General features: G+C 73.2%; 13 protein-coding genes and 2 pseudogenes. 12 read left to right on the forward strand and 3 right to left on the reverse strand.

Annotation, left to right across the window (positions count from 1 at the left end; all coding sequences use genetic code 11):
* Window positions 1-160: 160 nt before the first annotated feature.
* Window positions 161-1171, reverse strand: a complete 1011-nt coding sequence (locus tag AB0D48_RS14615) for a polyprenyl synthetase family protein (RefSeq protein ID WP_362395352.1) — start codon at window positions 1169-1171, stop codon at window positions 161-163.
* A gap of 358 nt (window positions 1172-1529) precedes the next feature.
* Between AB0D48_RS14615 and AB0D48_RS14620 the strand changes: the two are divergent.
* Together AB0D48_RS14620 and AB0D48_RS14625 are read left to right on the forward strand one after the other, a co-directional pair.
* A pseudogene (locus tag AB0D48_RS14620) lies at window positions 1530-1760 on the forward strand (MFS transporter); the annotation flags it as partial.
* Between the two features lie 113 nt (window positions 1761-1873).
* Window positions 1874-3877: a CocE/NonD family hydrolase gene (locus tag AB0D48_RS14625; RefSeq protein ID WP_362395355.1), complete on the forward strand. Its 2004-nt coding sequence runs from the start codon at window positions 1874-1876 to the stop codon at window positions 3875-3877.
* 124 nt (window positions 3878-4001) lie between these two features.
* Here the strand turns inward: AB0D48_RS14625 and AB0D48_RS14630 are convergent, their stop codons facing one another.
* Window positions 4002-4808, reverse strand: coding sequence for an HAD family hydrolase (locus tag AB0D48_RS14630; RefSeq protein WP_362395358.1), 807 nt, complete (start codon window positions 4806-4808; stop codon window positions 4002-4004).
* Window positions 4809-4949: 141 nt separating this feature from the next.
* Here AB0D48_RS14630 and fahA point away from each other — a divergent pair, with 141 nt between their 5' ends.
* From fahA to AB0D48_RS14680, 10 genes and pseudogenes are all read left to right on the forward strand, one after another.
* Window positions 4950-6173, forward strand: a complete 1224-nt coding sequence (gene fahA / locus AB0D48_RS14635; RefSeq protein WP_362395360.1) for a fumarylacetoacetase — start codon at window positions 4950-4952, stop codon at window positions 6171-6173.
* Between the two features lie 140 nt (window positions 6174-6313).
* Window positions 6314-7084, forward strand: coding sequence for a GntR family transcriptional regulator (locus AB0D48_RS14640; RefSeq protein WP_362395362.1), 771 nt, complete (start codon window positions 6314-6316; stop codon window positions 7082-7084).
* A 33-nt stretch (window positions 7085-7117) separates the two neighbouring features.
* Window positions 7118-7345, forward strand: coding sequence for a ferredoxin family protein (locus AB0D48_RS14645; protein WP_362395366.1), 228 nt, complete (start codon window positions 7118-7120; stop codon window positions 7343-7345).
* 14 nt (window positions 7346-7359) lie between these two features.
* Window positions 7360-8703, forward strand: coding sequence for an ABC transporter substrate-binding protein (locus tag AB0D48_RS14650; protein WP_362395369.1), 1344 nt, complete (start codon window positions 7360-7362; stop codon window positions 8701-8703).
* A pseudogene (locus AB0D48_RS14655) lies at window positions 8700-9455 on the forward strand (ABC transporter permease); the annotation flags it as partial. The gene AB0D48_RS14650 and the pseudogene AB0D48_RS14655, both read left to right, overlap by 4 nt.
* 335 nt (window positions 9456-9790) lie before the next feature.
* Window positions 9791-10642, forward strand: coding sequence for an ABC transporter ATP-binding protein (locus AB0D48_RS14660; RefSeq protein WP_362395372.1), 852 nt, complete (start codon window positions 9791-9793; stop codon window positions 10640-10642).
* A gap of 11 nt (window positions 10643-10653) precedes the next feature.
* On the forward strand, window positions 10654-13623 hold the full coding sequence (locus AB0D48_RS14665) for a fumarate reductase/succinate dehydrogenase flavoprotein subunit (protein ID WP_362395375.1): 2970 nt from the start codon (window positions 10654-10656) through the stop codon (window positions 13621-13623).
* 87 nt (window positions 13624-13710) lie between these two features.
* Window positions 13711-14268 (forward strand): hypothetical protein, encoded by a 558-nt coding sequence (locus tag AB0D48_RS14670; protein WP_362395378.1) that lies wholly within the window; start codon window positions 13711-13713, stop codon window positions 14266-14268.
* Between the two features lie 83 nt (window positions 14269-14351).
* Complete coding sequence (locus AB0D48_RS14675; protein WP_362395381.1) at window positions 14352-14927, forward strand: hypothetical protein; 576 nt, start codon at window positions 14352-14354, stop codon at window positions 14925-14927.
* Window positions 14928-14985: 58 nt separating this feature from the next.
* A complete protein-coding gene (locus AB0D48_RS14680; protein ID WP_362395384.1) occupies window positions 14986-15585 on the forward strand; it encodes a Uma2 family endonuclease in 600 nt (199 codons plus the stop codon).
* Window positions 15586-15650: 65 nt separating this feature from the next.
* On the opposite strand, the gene nuoN is transcribed toward AB0D48_RS14680, so the two are convergent.
* Window positions 15651-17270: an NADH-quinone oxidoreductase subunit NuoN gene (gene nuoN, locus AB0D48_RS14685; RefSeq protein ID WP_362395487.1), complete on the reverse strand. Its 1620-nt coding sequence runs from the start codon at window positions 17268-17270 to the stop codon at window positions 15651-15653.
* Window positions 17271-17291: the final 21 nt, after the last annotated feature.

The raw sequence follows: 17291 nt of genomic DNA on the forward strand, positions 1-17291 counted from the left end.
TCTGACCAAATCGGGGCCGCGCGGGCGTCAGCCCCCGGACGCAACTCCGCGTACGCCCGTGGGATGACACGGCAAGGGCCCTTCCTCCTCCGACCCGTAGGGGTCGGCCGGACGGAAGGGCCCGTTCCGCTGGTGAAGCAACCAGAGGTGCGTCCAGTTGCTATCCCGCCCGGTGGACCACCGCGTCGCACAGTTCCTCCAGCGCCGACTTCGCGAAGCACTCCGGCAGCGGCGCCAGCGTGGCACGCGCGTCCTCCGCGTAGCGGATGGTGTCGCGGCGGGCCTGCTCCAGCGCGGGGTGCACGCGGAGCCGGGTGAGCACTTCGGCGTGCCGGTCGTCGTCCGTCAGGTCCCCGTCCAGGAGCGCCACGAGCTCCAGGTCGGCCGGGGCGCCGCTCCGGGCGGCCATCTCGCGCAGCCGCAGTACGGGCAGGGTCGGGATCCCCTCGCGCAGGTCGGTGCCCGGGGTCTTGCCGGACTCGTGCGCGTCGGAGGCGATGTCCAGGACGTCGTCGGCGAGCTGGAAGGCGGTGCCGAGACGCTCGCCGTACTGGGTCAGGATGTCGACGACCGACTCGTCGGCACCGGACATCAGCGCGCCGAAGCGGCCGGAGACGGCGATCAGCGAGCCGGTCTTGCCGGCGATGACGTCGAGGTAGTGGGCGACGGGGTCGCGGCCGTCGCGCGGGCCGGCCGTCTCCAGGATCTGGCCCGTCACCAGCCGCTCGAAGGCCTCGGCCTGGATGCGGACGGCCTCCGGCCCGAGGTCGGCCAGGATGTGCGAGGCGCGGGCGAACAGGAAGTCACCCGTCAGGACGGCCACCGAGTTGCCCCAGCGGGCGTTGGCGCTCTCCACCCCGCGGCGTACGTCCGCCTCGTCCATGACGTCGTCGTGGTAGAGGGTCGCCAGGTGCGTGAGCTCCACCACGACGGCGGAGGGCACGATTCCGGGCGCGTACGGATCCCCGAAACGAGAGGCGAGCATCACCAGCAGCGGACGGAAACGCTTGCCTCCGGCCCGCACCAGATGCTGTGCGGCCTCGGTGATGAAGGGGACTTCGCTCTTGGTGGCCTCCAGCAGACCCGCCTCGACGGCGGCCAGTCCGGCCTGGACATCGGTCTCAAGAGCCTGGTCCCGCACGCTCAGTCCGAACGGCCCGACGACGGTCACGAGGGGTACTCCTGTCTGCTGACGATCACGTTGACGATCACCTGGATTGTCGATGTGTCGCTGCCATCACTCAAGCCAGCGTATCGGGTCTGTTTTCGATCACCGAGAGCGCCTGTCCGGTCGCCACCCGCGCACCGCTCGAAACGCACCGGTATGTTCGTGAGGAGCCGAATCAACCGGAGAATACGTTTTGTCCAGAACTGTGACCGGTATTGAGGAACCCGCGAGACCCCCGGAACCTGCGGATCCGGCGGCCGGCCGGCCGCCGCCCCGAGGCGGCCACGCCTTCCCCGGCCACCCCCGGGGGCTCGCGGCCCTCTCCGGGCCGGAGGTCCGGGAGCGCTTCTCGTTCCTGGGCATGCAGGCCATCCTCGTCCTCTGTTTCGCGGACACGCCGGCCGACGGCGGCCCGGGCACGAACCCGGGCACCACGGCCTCCGTCCCGGCGGCGTACGGAACCATGGTCTACCTCGGCTCCGTCGCCGGCGGATGGCTCGCCGACCGCGTCCTCGGTTCGTACCGGGCCGTGCTCCGGGGCGGCATCCTGACCGCCTGCGGCCACTGCGCCATGGCCGCGCCGACCGCCGCCGCCGGAACGTCCGCCGGCCCGGTCCGGTACGTCCCGGGCCGCCGCCATCCGGCCGGGCGCCGGCCCCCAGGCTGCGGCACACCATGCACCCGGTTCACCAAGGTGGTTCGCGCATGATCATCCGTACCGACTTCCCGTACGAGACCACCCGCGAGGACGTCCGGATCCCGATGCCCGACGGCGTCGAGCTGTACGCCCGCGTCTGGCGCCCGGTCACGGAGGAGCCCGTACCGGCGCTGCTGGAGTACCTGCCGTACCGGCTCACCGACTGGACCGCACCGCGCGACTGGCAGCGCCACCCCTGGTACGCGGGGCACGGCTACGCCTCTGTGCGCGTGGACGTGCGCGGCCACGGCTGCAGCGGCGGCCGCCCCGGCGACGAGTACGACGCCCGCGAGCTGGCCGACGGGGTCGCGGTGGTGGAGTGGCTGGCGGGGCAGCCGTGGTGTACGGGGGCTGTGGGGATGTTCGGCATCTCCTGGGGCGGCTTCAACAGCCTGCAGATCGCGGCGCTCGCGCCCGAGGCCCTCAAGGCGGTCGTCACCGTCGGCTCGACCGACGACCGGTTCGACAACGACGTGCACTACGCGGGCGGCTCGGTGCTTGCCGTGGACATGCACGCGTGGGCGGCCACCATGCTGGCCTTCGCCTCCCGCCCGCCGGATCCGCAGTTCGTCGGCGACGGATGGCGCCGGCAGTGGCTGGACCGCCTGGAGGGCGTCGAACCGCTCATCCACACCTGGCTCTCGCACCAGACGCGCGACGGCTACTGGCGCCACGGCAGCGTCTGCGAGGACTACTCGGCGATCGGCGCGGCGGTCCTCGCCGTGGGCGGCTGGCACGACCCCTACCGGGACACGGTCCTGCGCCTGGTCTCCGCCCTGCCCGCGTCCCGGGTCCGGGGCCTGATCGGGCCGTGGTCCCACCAGTACCCGGACCGCGGACTACCGCCGGGCCCGGCGATCGGCTTCCTCCAGGAAACCCTGCGCTGGTGGGACCACTGGCTGAAGGGCGAGGACAACGACGTGATGGACGAGCCGCTGCTCCGCTCCTGGATCAGTGACTCCCACCCGCCGGCGACGGTGTACGACGAACTCCCTGGCCGCTGGGTCGGGGAGAAGTCCTGGCCCTCGGCATCGGTCATCCCGGTCGCGTACGCGCTCCAGGGCGCGCCGGTGGCCGTCGCCTCCCCGCAGCACACCGGGATGGACGCGGGCCGGTTCTTCCCGTTCGGCAACGACGCCGACCTGCCGCCGGACCAGCGCGAGGAGGACGCGAAGTCGGCCTGCTTCGAGTTCCCGGTGGCGGCCGGGGAGCCGGTGGAGATCCTGGGACGGCCCTCGGTGACGCTGCGGCTGCGCCTGGACGTGCCGTACGGGCAGGTCGTGGCCCGGCTGTGCGACGTGGCTCCGGACGGCTCCTCGACGCTGATCACGCGGGGTGTGCTGAACCTCTCCGCCCGCCGGGGCCGGGAGCAGGCCGTGCCGTGGCCGGTGGGCTCGTACGAGGACGTCACCTTCGAGCTGAACGGCATCGGCCACGCGTTCCCGCCGGGGCACCGCATCCGCCTCGCGGTGTCCTCGGCGTACTGGCCGTGGATCTGGCCGCGGGCCGGCTCCGAGGCGGGCTGGACCCTGGACCCGGCGGGCAGCGCGCTGACCCTCCCGGTGCGGGCCGGGTCGCCCGGCGGGGAGGGGATCGTCTTCGAGGCACCGGAGCAGGCGGAGCCGCTGGGGGTCGTGTACCCGGCCACGCTGGACGAGCCGCGGCCGGAGCGGCTGGTCGTACGGGACGTCGCGCGCGGGACCTGGCGGCTGGAGGTGGACCCGCGGTACGGCGGGACCAGGGTGTACCCGGACGGCCTGGAGTTCAGCGAGGACGCGCTGGAGGTGTACGAGATCCAGGACGCGGACCCGCTGTCCGCCCGGACGCGGTCGGACTGGCGGATCCGGCTCCACCGGCCGGAACTGGGCTGGGACGCGCGGGTGGAGACCCGGTCGGAGCTCTCCTGCGACGAGGGCGGGTTCCTTACGTCGAACGAGGTGGTGTGCCGGGAGGGGGACGAGGTGGTCTTCCACCGGACGTGGGAACGCCGGCTTCCGCGTGCCGCCGGCTGACCGCCCCGGCGGCCGCCCCGGGTTCCGCCCCAGACCCGCGCCTCACCCGCCTACGGGGCTGGAATCGCCGCGGCGCGGCCACAGGGCCCGTGCCGGGGGGACGTCACCCGCCACGACCCGTCCGCTACCGGAACAACCGCTCGAGCACCACCGCGATGCCGTCGTCCTCGTTGGAGAGCGTGACCTCGTCCGCGACGGCGACCAGCTCGCGGTGGGCGTTGGCCATGGCCACCCCATGGGCGGCCCACGCGAACATCGGGACGTCGTTCGGCATGTCCCCGAACGCGATCGTCGCCGACGCCGGCAGCCCCAGTACCTCTGCCGCCCGCGCGAGCCCACTGGCCTTGTCGATGCCCGGCGGCTGGAGTTCCACCGTGTGCTCCCCCGCCATGGTGACGTTCACCAGGTCGCCGACCACCGACCGCGCCACCCGCGTCAGCTCGTCGTCGTCCAGCCGGGGGTGCTGCAGCAGCACCTTGTTGATCGGGGCCGGCCACAGGTCGCAGCGCCGCGGCACCCGTACCGTCGGCAGGTGCGGATGCCACATCCGGTAACCCGGCCCTATCAGCATCTCGGCGTCCACCCCCTCCTGGTTGACCGCCGCGTAGACCTCTCCGATCTCCGCCTCGATCTTGCCGAGGGCCACCTCGGCCAGCCCCCGGTCCATACAAACGGAGTGCAGCAGGCGCCCGCGCGCCGCGTCGTACACCTGCGCGCCCTGCCCGCACACCGCGAGCCCCGTGTAGCCGAGGCCGTCCAGGACGTGCCGTACCTGCGGGACCGGGCGGCCGGTGACGATGATGTGCTGGGCGCCCGCCGCGCGGGCCGTCGCGAGGGCGGTGGACGAACGGGCGGAGACGGCATCCCCGGCACGCAGCAGAGTCCCGTCCAGGTCGGTGGCGATCAAGGCATAGGGGAGGGCGGAAGTCACGGCGCCAAGGATACGGACCCCGTTGGACAAGTCCTACAAATAGTGCCCGAATCCGGCCTCCCGCACGCTCCACCAGCCACGTAACGTGTCAACAAGCCCCCGGGACACCCCCGGACCGCGTCGAAAGCGAGGCAGTACCCCATGCCCCAGCAGAGCCCCCTCGAGGTACCCGAGGGCGACCCGTTCGGGCCGCACAACCTCCCGTACGGCGTCTTCTCGACCGCCGCGGACAGCCGGCGCCGGATCGGTGTGCGGATCGGCGGACACGTCCTCGACGCGGGGGCGGCCGCGGCCGCGCTCGGTTCCCCGTACGCCGGGCTGCTCGGGCAGGCCTCCCTCAACCCGCTGCTGGCCGCCGGTCGTACCGCCTGGCGCGACGTGCGCCGCGCACTGACCGCCTGGGTCACCGACCCCGGCCACCGGCCCGCGGTGGAGCCGCACCTGCTGCCGCTGGACGAGGTCGAGCTGCACCTGCCCTACGAGGTCGCCGACTACGTCGACTTCTACGCGAGCGAGCACCACGCCACCAACGTCGGCAGGATCTTCCGGCCGGACGGGGACGCGCTGACCCCCAACTGGAAGCACCTGCCCATCGGTTACCACGGCCGGTCGGGAACGATCGTCGTATCGGGCACGGATGTCGTACGCCCCTCCGGGCAGCGCAAGGCCCCCACCGACCCGGCGCCCGTCTTCGGCCCGTCCGTCAAGCTCGACATCGAGGCCGAGGTCGGCTTCGTCGTCGGCACCCCGTCCGAGCTGGGCCGCCCGGTGGCACTGGGCGAGTTCGAGGACCACGTCTTCGGGCTCTTCCTCCTCAACGACTGGTCGGCGCGCGACATCCAGGCCTGGGAGTACGTGCCGCTCGGCCCCTTCCTCGGCAAGTCCTTCGCCACCTCCGTCTCCGCCTGGGTGACCCCGCTGGAGGCCCTGGACGCGGCCCGCGTCGCCCCGCCCGCCCGGGACTTCCCGCTCCTGCCCTACCTGGACGACTCGGCCGCCGAGCGTCCCGGCGGCTTCGACCTGCGCATCACCGTGTCCATCAACGGGCAGGAGGTGGCGCAGCCGCCGTTCGCGTCGATGTACTGGACCGCCGCCCAGCAGCTGGCGCACATGACCGTCAACGGCGCCTCCCTGCGGACGGGCGACGTGTACGGCTCCGGCACCGTCAGCGGCCCCGAGACGGGCCAGCGCGGCTCGCTGCTGGAGCTGACCTGGAACGGCCGCGACGCGATCGAACTCGCCGACGGCAAGCGCACCTTCCTGGAGGACGGCGACACCGTCACCCTCACCGCCTGGGCCCCCGGCACGGACGGTACCCGCGTGGGCCTCGGCGAGGTCACCGGCCGCATCGTGGACACCAAGTAGTCCACTCCTCGGTCGGCGGGGTGGCGGATCTTTCCCTCACCCCGCCGAAACCGCAGGTCACCGGCGGTACTTGAGAACCGGCAGGTGGCGCAATACTGCCGCAACACCACCGCCGGCGGCCCGCCGGTACGTTCCCTCCCATGCCAGCCGAACGCACCACCACGCACACCGTCCCGGTCGCCGCCGCGCGCCGCCGGCGGCTGCGCGCGGACCAGGCGCGGCAGCTCGCCGATCTGCTGCGCCACCAGATCCTGGCGGGCGGCTACCCCGGCGGGGTCCTCCCGCTGGAGGACGCCCTCGCCGCCGACTACGGCGCCGGCCGCAACACCGTCCGCCAGGCGCTGGACCTGCTGCGCGGCGAGCGGCTCGTCGAGCGCCGGCCGGGCGTCGGCACCGTCGTCGTCTGCGAGAAGTACCCGCACGGCCTGGACCGCCTCCAAGGGCTCGCCGAGACCCTGCACGAACACGGCCGGGTGACCAACGAGGTCCGCACGGTCGGGCCCGTCCGAGCCCCCGCCCCCGTCGCCGGCCGCCTGGGTCTGCCCGAGCACTCCGACGTCCTGTACGTCGAACGGCTGCGGCGCCTGGGCGGGCTGCCGCTCTCCCTCGACCTCACCTACGTCCCCATGGACATCGGCGCCGGGCTGCTGGGCTCCGACCTGGAGAACACCGACGTCTTCCGGCTCCTGGAGCAGCAGACCGGGCAACCGCTCGGCCACGCCGAGATCACCCTTGAGGCCGTCAACGCCGACGCGCACTCCGCCGCCGTCCTGCAGGCCCCGCGCGGAGCCGCCGTGCTGATGCTGGAGCGGCTCACCCATCTGGCCGACGGGCGGCCCGTGGACCTCGAGTTCATCCGCTTCCGCGGCGACCGGATCACCATGAGCGGCCTGCTGCGCCGCTCGCTCTGACCCTTTGCGTTCCCCCCTTTCCTGGAGACAGCCATGCCTCTGGTCCCCCAGCGCGGCGACGTGCCCGTGACCATCGACGAGTCCCTGTGCATCGACGGCTGCACCCTCTGCGTGGACATGTGTCCGCTCGACTCGCTCGCGATCCGCGAGGACAACGGCAAGGCCCACATGCACGTGGACGAGTGCTGGTACTGCGGCCCGTGCGCCGCGCGCTGTCCCACCGGCGCGGTCACCGTCAACATGCCCTACCTGCTCCGGTGAAAGGTCCCGCTCCCATGCGTACGAGAGTGCTCGCACCCTCGCTCCTCCTGCTCCTCGCCCCATTGGCCACCGCGTGCGGCGACGCGTCCGGCGCCTCCGGCCCGAAGACGGTGACCGTGACCGTCGGCTACCAGTCCAAGACCATCAACACCGTCACCGCCGGCACCCTGCTGCGTTCCCTCGGCTACTTCGAGCAGGAGCTCGCGGCGCGCGGCAAGAGGGACGGCGTCACGTACAAGGTGGACTGGCAGGACTACGCCACCGGTGCCCCGATCACCGCGCAGATGACCGCCGGGAAGATCGACATCGGCTCGATGGGTGACTTCCCGCTCCTCATCAACGCGGCGCGCGGCAAGGAGCTGAAGCAGCCCACCCGCCTCGTCGCCGTGACCGGCTACAACCTGCGCGGTGGCCTCAACACCGTGGTCACCGCCCCGGATTCGAAGCTGGAGGCGCTGGCCGACCTGCGCGGGAAGAAGGTGTCGACCAGCGTCGGCTCCGCCGCGGACGGGACGCTCGTACGGGCCCTGCAGCGCGCCGGGATCGACCCGGCGAGCGGTATCGAGAAGCTCAACCAGCAGCCCAGTGTGGGCGCTTCGGCCCTCCAGGCGGGCAGCGCCGACGCCCTGTCGCAGTTCGTCGCGTGGCCGGGGCAGCTGGCGTACGAGGGCAAGGCGAAGGCCCTGTACGACGGCGCCGAACTGAACCTGCCGACCTTCCACGGGGTCACCGTGCGCGAGAAGTTCGCGAAGGAGCGGCCCGGCGTACTGGAGGACTTCCTGCGGGCACAGCGCAAGGCCACCGACCACCTGCGCGCCGAGCCGGTCGCGGCGGCCGAATCGGTGGCGAAGGAGACCGGGCTGCCCGCGGAGGTGGTGTACCTCTACAACGGGGCGAACGGCATCGCCACCTTCGACCCGGCGCTGCGTCCGGAGCTGATCGACGCGCTGAAGCAGGACGTGGCGGTGCTGAAGGACGCCAAGCTGGTCGGTGACGTGGACGTGGACGCCTTCGTGGACCCGGAGCCCCTGAAGCGGGCGGCCGAGGGCACACCGGAGTACCCGAAGGCGGCGACGGCCCGCAGCGAGCTGTGGCTGAAGGGCCAGGCCCGCGCGCAGGGCTTCGACTCCCCGCGCGAGCTGCTCAGGGCGGCGCACGGCGCGGACGTCCGGACGGCGTACGTACCGGACGCGGTGACGGGGACCCTGTGGTTCGCGGACAAGGCGGTCTGGGTGGCGGAGGGTCCGGAGCTGCGGGCCTTCGTCACGGCGGCGGGCGCGAAGTCGTACGTGGACCGGCACCAGGGGTCCGGAGCGCGGATCGTGAGCTTCGCCGAGGCCGGAGCCCTGGCGTCATGACGGCCGGCCGTTGGGCGCTGCGGGCGGCTTCCCTCGGCGTGGCCCTGCTGGTGTGGCAGGGGCTGACTTCGCTGGACGTGAACGTGTGGCTGCGCTTCGAGCAGTTCCCGACGGTCGACGAGGTGGCGGCGACGTTCGCACAGCGGGCGCGGGCCGGGGCGTACTGGCAGGACCTGGGCTCCAGCCTGCGCCGGATCGTGGCGGGCTTCGCGCTCGCCGCGGTCCTGGGCGTGGCGGTGGGCACGGTGGTGGCCCGGTCCCGGATCGCGGAGGACCTGCTGGGGCCGCTGCTGGAGGTGCTGAGGCCGATCCCGGCGATCGCGCTGGTCCCCGTGGCGATCCTGATGTTCCCCTCCAACGAGCAGGGGATCGTCTTCATCACCTTCGCCGCCGCCTTCTTCCCGGTCCTGGTCTCGACGCGGCACGCGGTGCGGGCGCTGACGCCGGTGTGGGAGGAAGCCGTCCTGACGATGGGCGGCGGCCGGGGGCGCGTGCTGTTCTCGGTGGTCCTGCCGGGGGCCCTGCCGGGGATCTTCGGCGGCCTGTCGGTCGGCATCGGGGTCTCGTGGATCTGTGTGATCTCGGCGGAGATGATCTCCGGCGAGTACGGGGTCGGTTACCGGACCTGGCAGGACTACACGGTGGTCGACTACCCCGGCGTCTTCGCCGGCATGGTCACCATCGGCGCGCTGGGCTGGCTGACCTCGACGGCGGTGGAGCGGGCGGGCCGCCGGCTGACGCGGTGGCTTCCTTCGCGCGACTCCTCCGGCCCCGCACCGTCCTCCACCGCCCGGCTCCGGGCGGGGCGGGGCCCGAAGCGTCCGTCCCGGAGGGCACTCACGGCCGCAGGTCCGGCCGGTCACGCGGCCGCGGAACCGGCGGAGCCGGGGGGCACGCACGATCGCCCCGTGGCGTCCGGTGCGGCCACGCCGGGCCCCTCCGGCACGGCCGACCCGGGCCCGTCCGGCGCGGCCGACCCGGACCCCTCCGGCACGGCCGACCCGGGTTCCGGGCCGGACCCATCCGGCGCCGCCGACCCGGCTTGCGGGCCGGAAACCTTCCCGAAGCGGACCCGAGAGGTGGCCCCATGAGCCTGACCCAGGCGGAGGCCCGGACCGGTCCCGGCAGCGCGGCGCACGCCGGCCCGCCCGGGGCACGGCTCGCACTGCGCGGCGTGCGGCTGGGGCATCGCGGGAGCGTGGTGCTCGACGAGGTCGACCTGACGGTCGAGGCCGGGGAGGTGCTGACCGTCGTGGGCCCGTCCGGGTGCGGGAAGTCCACGCTGCTGCGCACCCTGGCGGGCCTGCTGCCTCCGCTCGGCGGTGTGGTCGAGCAGGACGGCGTCCCGGTCTCGGGGCCGGACGCCGCGCGGGCGCTGGTCTTCCAGGAGGACGCCCTGCTGCCGTGGCGCACGGCCCGTGCCAACGTGGAACTCCCGCTCGCGATCCGCGGCTCCGCATCCGCCCTGGCGGGCGGGGGGCCGGTGACCGGGCAGCCGGGCGCGGACCGCGCGTCCGGCGGAACGCGCGCGTGGGGCCGGGCCGGACGGGCCGGGCGGCGGCGCGCCGCCGAGGAGTGGCTGGAGCGCGTGGGCCTGGCCGGGCACGCGCGGAAACTGCCGCACCAGCTCTCCGGCGGGCAGCGCCAGCGCGTGCAGCTGGCCCGCGCCCTCGCCGCACGCCCCCGGGCCGTCCTCATGGACGAACCCTTCGGCGCACTCGACGCCCAGACCCGCGCCGAAATGCAGGACCTCCTCGTGGACGTCCTCGCGGGCACCGGAGCGACCGTCGTCTTCGTCACCCACGACGTGGACGAGGCCCTGTTCCTCGGCGACCGCGTCGCGCTGCTCGGCACCGGCACGGTGCTGCCCGTACCGAGCCCGCGGGACCGCGGCGCCTCGTACGCCGCACTCCGCCGGCAGATCCTCAACTCACTCTGAAGGGCCGCACCATGGACATCCCCGCGATCAGCGACGCCGAGGAAATCTCCTGCGACGTCCTCGTCATCGGCGGCGGCACCGCCGGCACGATGGCGGCGCTCACCGCCGCCGGGCGCGGCGCGCGGGTCCTGCTCCTGGAGAAGGCCCACGTACGCCACTCCGGCGCCCTCGCCATGGGCATGGACGGGGTCAACAACGCCGTCGTCCCCGGCCGCGCCGAGCCCGACGACTACGTCGCCGAGATCACCCGCGCCAACGACGGCATCGTCGACCAGTCCACTGTCCGCCAGACCGCCACCCGCGGGTTCGCGATGGTGCAGCGCCTGGAGTCGTACGGGGTGAAGTTCGAGAAGGACGAGCACGGCGAGTACGCCGTCCGCCAGGTGCACCGCTCGGGTTCCTACGTGCTGCCGATGCCCGAGGGCAAGGACGTCAAGAAGGTCCTCTACCGGCAGCTGCGGCGCCGCGAGATGCGCGAGCGGATCCGGATCGAGAACCGGGTGATGCCGGTACGGGTCCTCACCTCGCCCGAGGACGGCCGGGCGATCGGCGCGGCCGCCTTCAACACCCGTACCGGCGCCTTCGTCACGGTCCGCGCCGGGGCGGTGATCCTGGCGACGGGCCCGTGCGGGCGTCTCGGGCTGCCCGCCTCCGGCTACCTGTACGGCACGTACGAGAACCCGACCAACGCGGGCGACGGCTACGCCATGGCGTACCACGCGGGCGCCGCCCTGACCGGGATCGAGTGCTTCCAGATCAATCCACTGATCAAGGACTACAACGGGCCGGCGTGCGCGTACGTCGCCAATCCCTTCGGGGGGTACCAGGTCAACCGGCACGGCGAGCGTTTCGTGGACTCCGACTACTGGTCGGGGCAGATGATGGCGGAGTTCGCGGCCGAACTCGCCTCGGACCGGGGGCCGGTGTACCTGAAGCTCAGCCACCTGCCCGAGGAGTCGGTGGCCTCCCTCGAATCGATCCTGCACACGACCGAGCGGCCGACGCGCGGCACCTTCCACGCCGGGCGCGGCCACGACTACCGCACGCACGACATCGAGATGCACATCTCGGAGATCGGGCTGTGCGGGGGCCACTCCGCCTCCGGCGTCCGCGTCGACGACCACGCCCGCACCACGGTCCCGCGCCTGTACGCGGCCGGGGACCTGGCCTCGGTACCGCACAACTACATGATCGGGGCGTTCGTCTTCGGCGACCTGGCGGGCGCGGACGCCGCCCGGTACACCGCGTACGAGGGGAAGCTCCCGGCCGACCAGGTGGCGGCGGCGCACGAGTTGGTCTACCGGCCGCTCCGCAACCCGGACGGGCCGCCGCAGCCGCAGGTGGAGTACAAGCTGCGGCGGTTCGTCAACGACTACGTGGCGCCGCCGAAGACCGGCGCGAAGCTCTCGCTCGCCGTGGAGGCCTTCGACCGGATGACCGGGGAGATCGCGGAGATGGGTGCGACCACCGCGCACGAGCTGATGCGGTGCGCGGAGGTGTCCTTCATCCGGGACTGCGCGGAGATGGCGGCCCGGTCCTCACTGGCACGGACGGAGTCCCGCTGGGGTCTCTACCACGAGCGCCTCGACCACCCGGAGCGGGACGACGCGGGCTGGCTGCACCACCTGGACCTGCGCAAGTCGGCCTCCGGGGCCATGGAGTTCACCGCCCGGCCGGTGGAGCCGTACGTGGTCCCCGTGGACGGGTTCGCCCCTGAGGGCGGCCCCGAACGGCATCTGGGCGAGGTGGAGCTGACCCCGGTGGCAACGGCGGGTCCCCGCCGCTCGCCTCCGGCGGGGCGGGCGACGGAACCGGGGGCGGCCGGGCCGGAGGCGGCCCCCGGCTCCGATCCGGCCGGGGGCGGGTCGGAACTCACCGGGGCGGGAGCTCCGGCCCGGGCGGAGCCGGAGCTCGGCTCCGGCCCAGGCGTCGGGGTCGGCTCCGGCTCCGGCTCCGGCGGGTCAGCCTCCGGAGCGTCGCCGAGGATCCTCGAACTGCTCGCCCTTGCCGAGGAATCGCCCGCGCTGCACGACCTGGCCCGTTACCTCCGCGACCCCGATCCGGCGGTGCGGGCGGCCGCCGTGGCCGTGGTGGGCGAGACCGTGCCCACGGGTGCCGGGCCCGCGCTCGCGGAGCAGCTCACCGACCCGGCTCCCGCCGTGCGCGCGGCCGCTGCGGGCGCGCTGCGCGAGCTGGTGGAGGTCCTTCCCGGCGGGCCGGAACTGGGCGCCGGGCTGCGGGCGGCCCTGGCGGTGGCCGATCCGGAGGTGCGCTCTGCCGCCTTGGAGGTCCTGCGCGCCCTGCGCCTCGGGGACGCGCAGGTGTACGCGGCCTCGCTGGCTGACGCCGACCCGGAAGTCCGCATCCACGCCGTACGGGCCCTGGTCTCGGTGGACGCGGTGCCCGCCCTGGTCGTGGCCGCTGCGGACCCGGCGCGCGAGGTCAGGGTGGCAGTGGCCAAGGGCCTGGCGGCGTTGGCCCCGGCGGCGGAGCCGGAACCGGAGCGGGAGCAGGAGCCGGTGCCGACGCCGGAACCGAAGCATGAGCTGGAGCCAGAGCCGGAAAGTGACGGTGGTGGCGGCGGGTTCCGGCCGCGGCTTCCGGCGGTCCGGACCGGGGACGTCCACGGGGCGCTCGGGCCGCTGCTGGCCGACCCGGATCCGCTGGTGCGGGGGGCCGCCCTGGCGGCCCTCGCCCGGGCCGGCTGCCCGGACGGGTACGCCGCGACCGCCGTGTCGGCCCTGGCCGATCCGGCCTGGCAGGTCCGGGCGGGGGCGGCGGCCGCGCTGTCGGCCGCCGCCCCCGGGACGGCCGTAGGGGCCCTGGCCGGGGCCCTGGCCGACGCCAACGCCGACGTGCGCAAGGCCGCCGTCCTCGCGCTGCTGACCCACCGGAACAGCGGGGAGGCCCGCGCGGCCCTCGCCACGGCGGTCACCGACCCGGACGCGGACGTCCGCGCCTACGCCGCCCGGGCGGCCTGACCCGGCCGTCCGGCCTGCCGTCTGGCCGGACGGCGGCCCGCGGGCGATGCTCCTGGGGCTTCGCCCCCACGATCCAGGAGTCCCCGCATGGCCTCTCGTACCGGCATGATCGCCCTGGCCCTCACCGCCGCGGCGGCCCTCGCCACCCCGGCGGGACCCGCCGCGGCCAGTCCCGGCCCGGAGTCGGGCCCCGCCGCGTGGACCGGCCTCACCCGGGCCGCCGTGGCGAGCTCCCGGTACCTCCGGGAGCAGACCGCGGTCGAGGCCGGCTACGTACCCGACACGTACTGCGTGGCCGATCCGGCGGGCAGCGGGGGCCTCGGCTACCCGCACTTCAACCACACCTACGACAACTCGCTCGACCCCGAGAAGCCCACCGCCCTGCTGTACGAGGACGACGCGTCGGGCCGCCGCAGGCTGGTCGCCCTCGAATGGGTCGTCATGGACCGGGACGGGAAGCTCGAGACGGACGAGGACCGCCCGAGCCTGTTCGGCCAGCCGTTCAAGGGGCCGATCCCGGGCCGCTTCAAGGGCCAGAAGGTCCACTACGCCCTGCACGTGTGGCTCTGGAAGCCCAACCCCGCCGGGATGTACGCCACGTACAACCCCGAGGTGCGCTGCCGCCCCGGCACCACCAGGCCCTGAACCCCCGTTCGGAGGCGCGCCGCGTGCACCGGCCGGACGGCGCCGGGAAGGTGGACGAAAGCCCCCGAACGGCAGGAGCCCCGATGTCCCCCCGTACTCGCAAGGCTGCCCTGACCTGCGCGGTCGCCGCGTCGCTCGGCCTGGCCGCCGTGGCCCCGGCCCGCGGCGTCGACGGCCCCGCACCCGACCCGCGCGACCACAGGGCCATGGCGGACATGGCGACGGCGATCGGGGTGACGGCCAAGTACGTGGACGAGCAGCAGGCGCTCGACGACGGGTACGTCCGGCACGGCGAGTGCATGAACAACCCGTTCGGGGTCGGTGCCATGGGCTTCCACTACGTGAAGGACGCCTACTGGGGTTCGAAGGACCCGAGCAAGCCGACCGCCCTTCTCTACAGCGCCGAGACGGACCAGCACGGCCGGCACAAGCTGCAGGCCGTGGAGTGGATGTCCACCGACCGCGACCAGGACCTGAAGACCGCCGACGACCGGCCGAGCATGTTCGGGCTGCCCTTCGACGGGCCCATGCCCGGTCACTGGGCGGGCATGCCCAAGCACTACGACCTCCACATGTGGGCGTACGAGAACAACCCGGCCGGCCGCTTCCACAACTGGAACCCCGCGCTGACCTGCCCGGGGCACACCCATCACCCGTAAGAGCGGCTTTCCCGCGATCCCCGGCGATACGCTGGGCGGACTCGCGAGACTCCGGCTCATGGGAGCACTGATGAACCCGGAACACAGCTGGCCGATCCCGCCCGACGGCGGCTGGACTGCCGACGATCTGGACACGCTTCCGAATCTGCCTCCGCACACGGAGCTGATCGACGGGAGCCTGATCTTCGTGAGTCCGCAGACGCTGTTCCACTCGCGGGCAGTCGACTTCTTCAACTGGCAGCTCCAGTCGCTGGTCCCGCCAGGTCTGGAAGTCGTCCGCGAGTTCACGATCGACATCGACCGGCGCAACCGTCCCGAGCCCGATGTGATCGTGATCGACGAGGACGTCATCAACGATCCGGATCAGACCCGGTTCCCCGCCGAGTCGGTCCTGCTGGCCATCGAGGTCGTCTCCCCCGAGTCCGTCAGCCGCGACCGCGAGACCAAGCCGCTGAAGTACGCCCGGGCCGGGATCCCGCACTACTGGCGCGTCGAGAACAAGGACGGCCGTGCGGTGGTCTACGTCTTCGAGCGGGAGCCGTCCACCGGCGCCTACACGAGCACCGGGATCTTCCACGACCGCCTGAAGGTCTCCGTCCCCTTCCCGATCGACCTCGACCTCACCGCGATCACCCCGAAACGGCCGCGGCCCGAGTAGCCCGTCAGCATGGCTGAGGGCCCGGCCCCAAAGGGGGCCGGGCCCTCAGCCATGCACGTGGCCGGTCAGCGGACGAAGGTGCTCGCCTGGCCCGCCAGATCCAGGAAGTACTGCGGGGCCACACCCAGGACCAGGGTGACGGCGACGCCCACCGCGATGGTCGTCATCGTCAGCGGCGACGGGACGGCCACCGTCGGGCCTTCGGCCTTCGGCTCGCTGAAGAACATCAGGACGATCACCCGGATGTAGAAGAAGGCGGCGATCGCGGACGAGATGACACCGACCACGACCAGTGCCCCCGCGCCGCCCTCGGCCGCCGCCTTGAACACGGCGAACTTGCCCGCGAATCCCGACGTCAGCGGAATGCCGGCGAAGGCCAGCAGGAACACCGCGAAGACGGCTGCGGTCAGCGGCGAACGGCGGCCCAGACCCGCCCACTTCGACAGGTGGGTCGCCTCGCCGCCCGCGTCGCGCACCAGCGTGACCACCGCGAAGGCGCCGATCGTCACGAAGGAGTACGCGCCCAGGTAGAAGAGGACGGACTGCACGCCCTCGGCCGAGGTCGCGATCACACCGGCCAGGATGAAGCCCGCGTGCGCGATCGAGGAGTACGCCAGCAGCCGCTTGACGTCCGTCTGGGTCACGGCGATCACCGCGCCCGCCAGCATCGTGACGATCGCGACGCCCCACATCACCGGCCGCCAGTCCCACCGCAGGCCGGGCAGGACCACGTAGAGGAGACGCAGGAGGGCGCCGAACGCGGCCACCTTCGTCGCCGCCGCCATGAAACCGGTGACCGGGGTCGGGGCGCCCTGGTAGACGTCCGGGGTCCACATGTGGAAGGGGACCGCGCCGACCTTGAAGAGCAGGCCCACCAGGATCAGCGCCCCGCCCATCAGCAGCAGCGCGTCGTTGCCCATGGTGGAGGCCAGCGCCGGGTCGATCTTCGAGACGGTACCGTCGACCACGTCGGCGATCACCGCGTACGAGACCGAGCCCGCGTACCCGTACAGCAGCGCGATGCCGAAGAGCAGGAAGGCCGAGGAGAAGGCTCCCAGCAGGAAGTACTTCACCGCCGCCTCCTGCGACATCAGCCGCTGACGGCGGGCGACGGCGCAGAGCAGGTACAGCGGGAGGGAGAAGACCTCCAGCGCGATGAACAGCGTCAGCAGGTCGTTGGCCGCCGGGAAGATCAGCATCCCGGAGATCGCGAACAGGGCCAGCGGGAAGACCTCGGTGGTGGTGAAGCCCGCCTTGACGGCGGCCTTCTCGCTCTCGCTGCCCGGCACGGACGCCGCCTGCGCGGCGAAGGAGTCCACCCGGTTGCCGTGCGCGGCCGGGTCGAGCCGCCGCTCGGCGAAGGTGAAGATCGCGACGACCGAGGCCAGCAGGATGGTGCCCTGCAGGAACAGCGCCGGGCCGTCCACGGCGATGGCGCCCATCGCCGCGATGTGCGCCTTGCTGCTCCCGTACCCGCCGGCCGCGAGGCCGACGACCGCCGCGAAGGCCGAGGCCAGCGCGGCGACGGCGAGGAACACCTGCACGTAGTAACGGGACTTGCGCGGCACGAAGGCCTCGACGAGGACCCCGAGGACCGCCGCGCCCACCACGATCAGCGTGGGCGCGAGCTGCGCGTACTCGATGACCGGCGCCGGGATCCGGTCGACCGGTCCCGGGGCCGCCATCGTCCACAGGCTGTGGGCAGC

This window comes from Streptomyces sp. NPDC048269, from assembly GCF_040652395.1.
Lineage (GTDB): Bacteria > Actinomycetota > Actinomycetes > Streptomycetales > Streptomycetaceae > Streptomyces.

What these genes read in the sequence shown, in the direction of transcription:
- AB0D48_RS14645 (WP_362395366.1), top strand. Translation starts at nt 7,118, where the DNA reads ATGCCTCTGGTCCCCCAGCGCGGCGACGTGCCCGTGACCATCGACGAG.
- nuoN (WP_362395487.1), bottom strand. Translation starts at nt 17,270, where the DNA reads ATGGCGGCCCCGGGACCGGTCGACCGGATCCCGGCGCCGGTCATCGAG.
- AB0D48_RS14640 (WP_362395362.1), top strand. Translation starts at nt 6,314, where the DNA reads ATGCCAGCCGAACGCACCACCACGCACACCGTCCCGGTCGCCGCCGCG.
- AB0D48_RS14625 (WP_362395355.1), top strand. Translation starts at nt 1,874, where the DNA reads ATGATCATCCGTACCGACTTCCCGTACGAGACCACCCGCGAGGACGTC.
- AB0D48_RS14660 (WP_362395372.1), top strand. Translation starts at nt 9,791, where the DNA reads ATGAGCCTGACCCAGGCGGAGGCCCGGACCGGTCCCGGCAGCGCGGCG.
- AB0D48_RS14675 (WP_362395381.1), top strand. Translation starts at nt 14,352, where the DNA reads ATGTCCCCCCGTACTCGCAAGGCTGCCCTGACCTGCGCGGTCGCCGCG.
- AB0D48_RS14650 (WP_362395369.1), top strand. Translation starts at nt 7,360, where the DNA reads ATGCGTACGAGAGTGCTCGCACCCTCGCTCCTCCTGCTCCTCGCCCCA.
- AB0D48_RS14680 (WP_362395384.1), top strand. Translation starts at nt 14,986, where the DNA reads ATGGGAGCACTGATGAACCCGGAACACAGCTGGCCGATCCCGCCCGAC.
- AB0D48_RS14670 (WP_362395378.1), top strand. Translation starts at nt 13,711, where the DNA reads ATGGCCTCTCGTACCGGCATGATCGCCCTGGCCCTCACCGCCGCGGCG.
- fahA (WP_362395360.1), top strand. Translation starts at nt 4,950, where the DNA reads ATGCCCCAGCAGAGCCCCCTCGAGGTACCCGAGGGCGACCCGTTCGGG.
- AB0D48_RS14665 (WP_362395375.1), top strand. Translation starts at nt 10,654, where the DNA reads ATGGACATCCCCGCGATCAGCGACGCCGAGGAAATCTCCTGCGACGTC.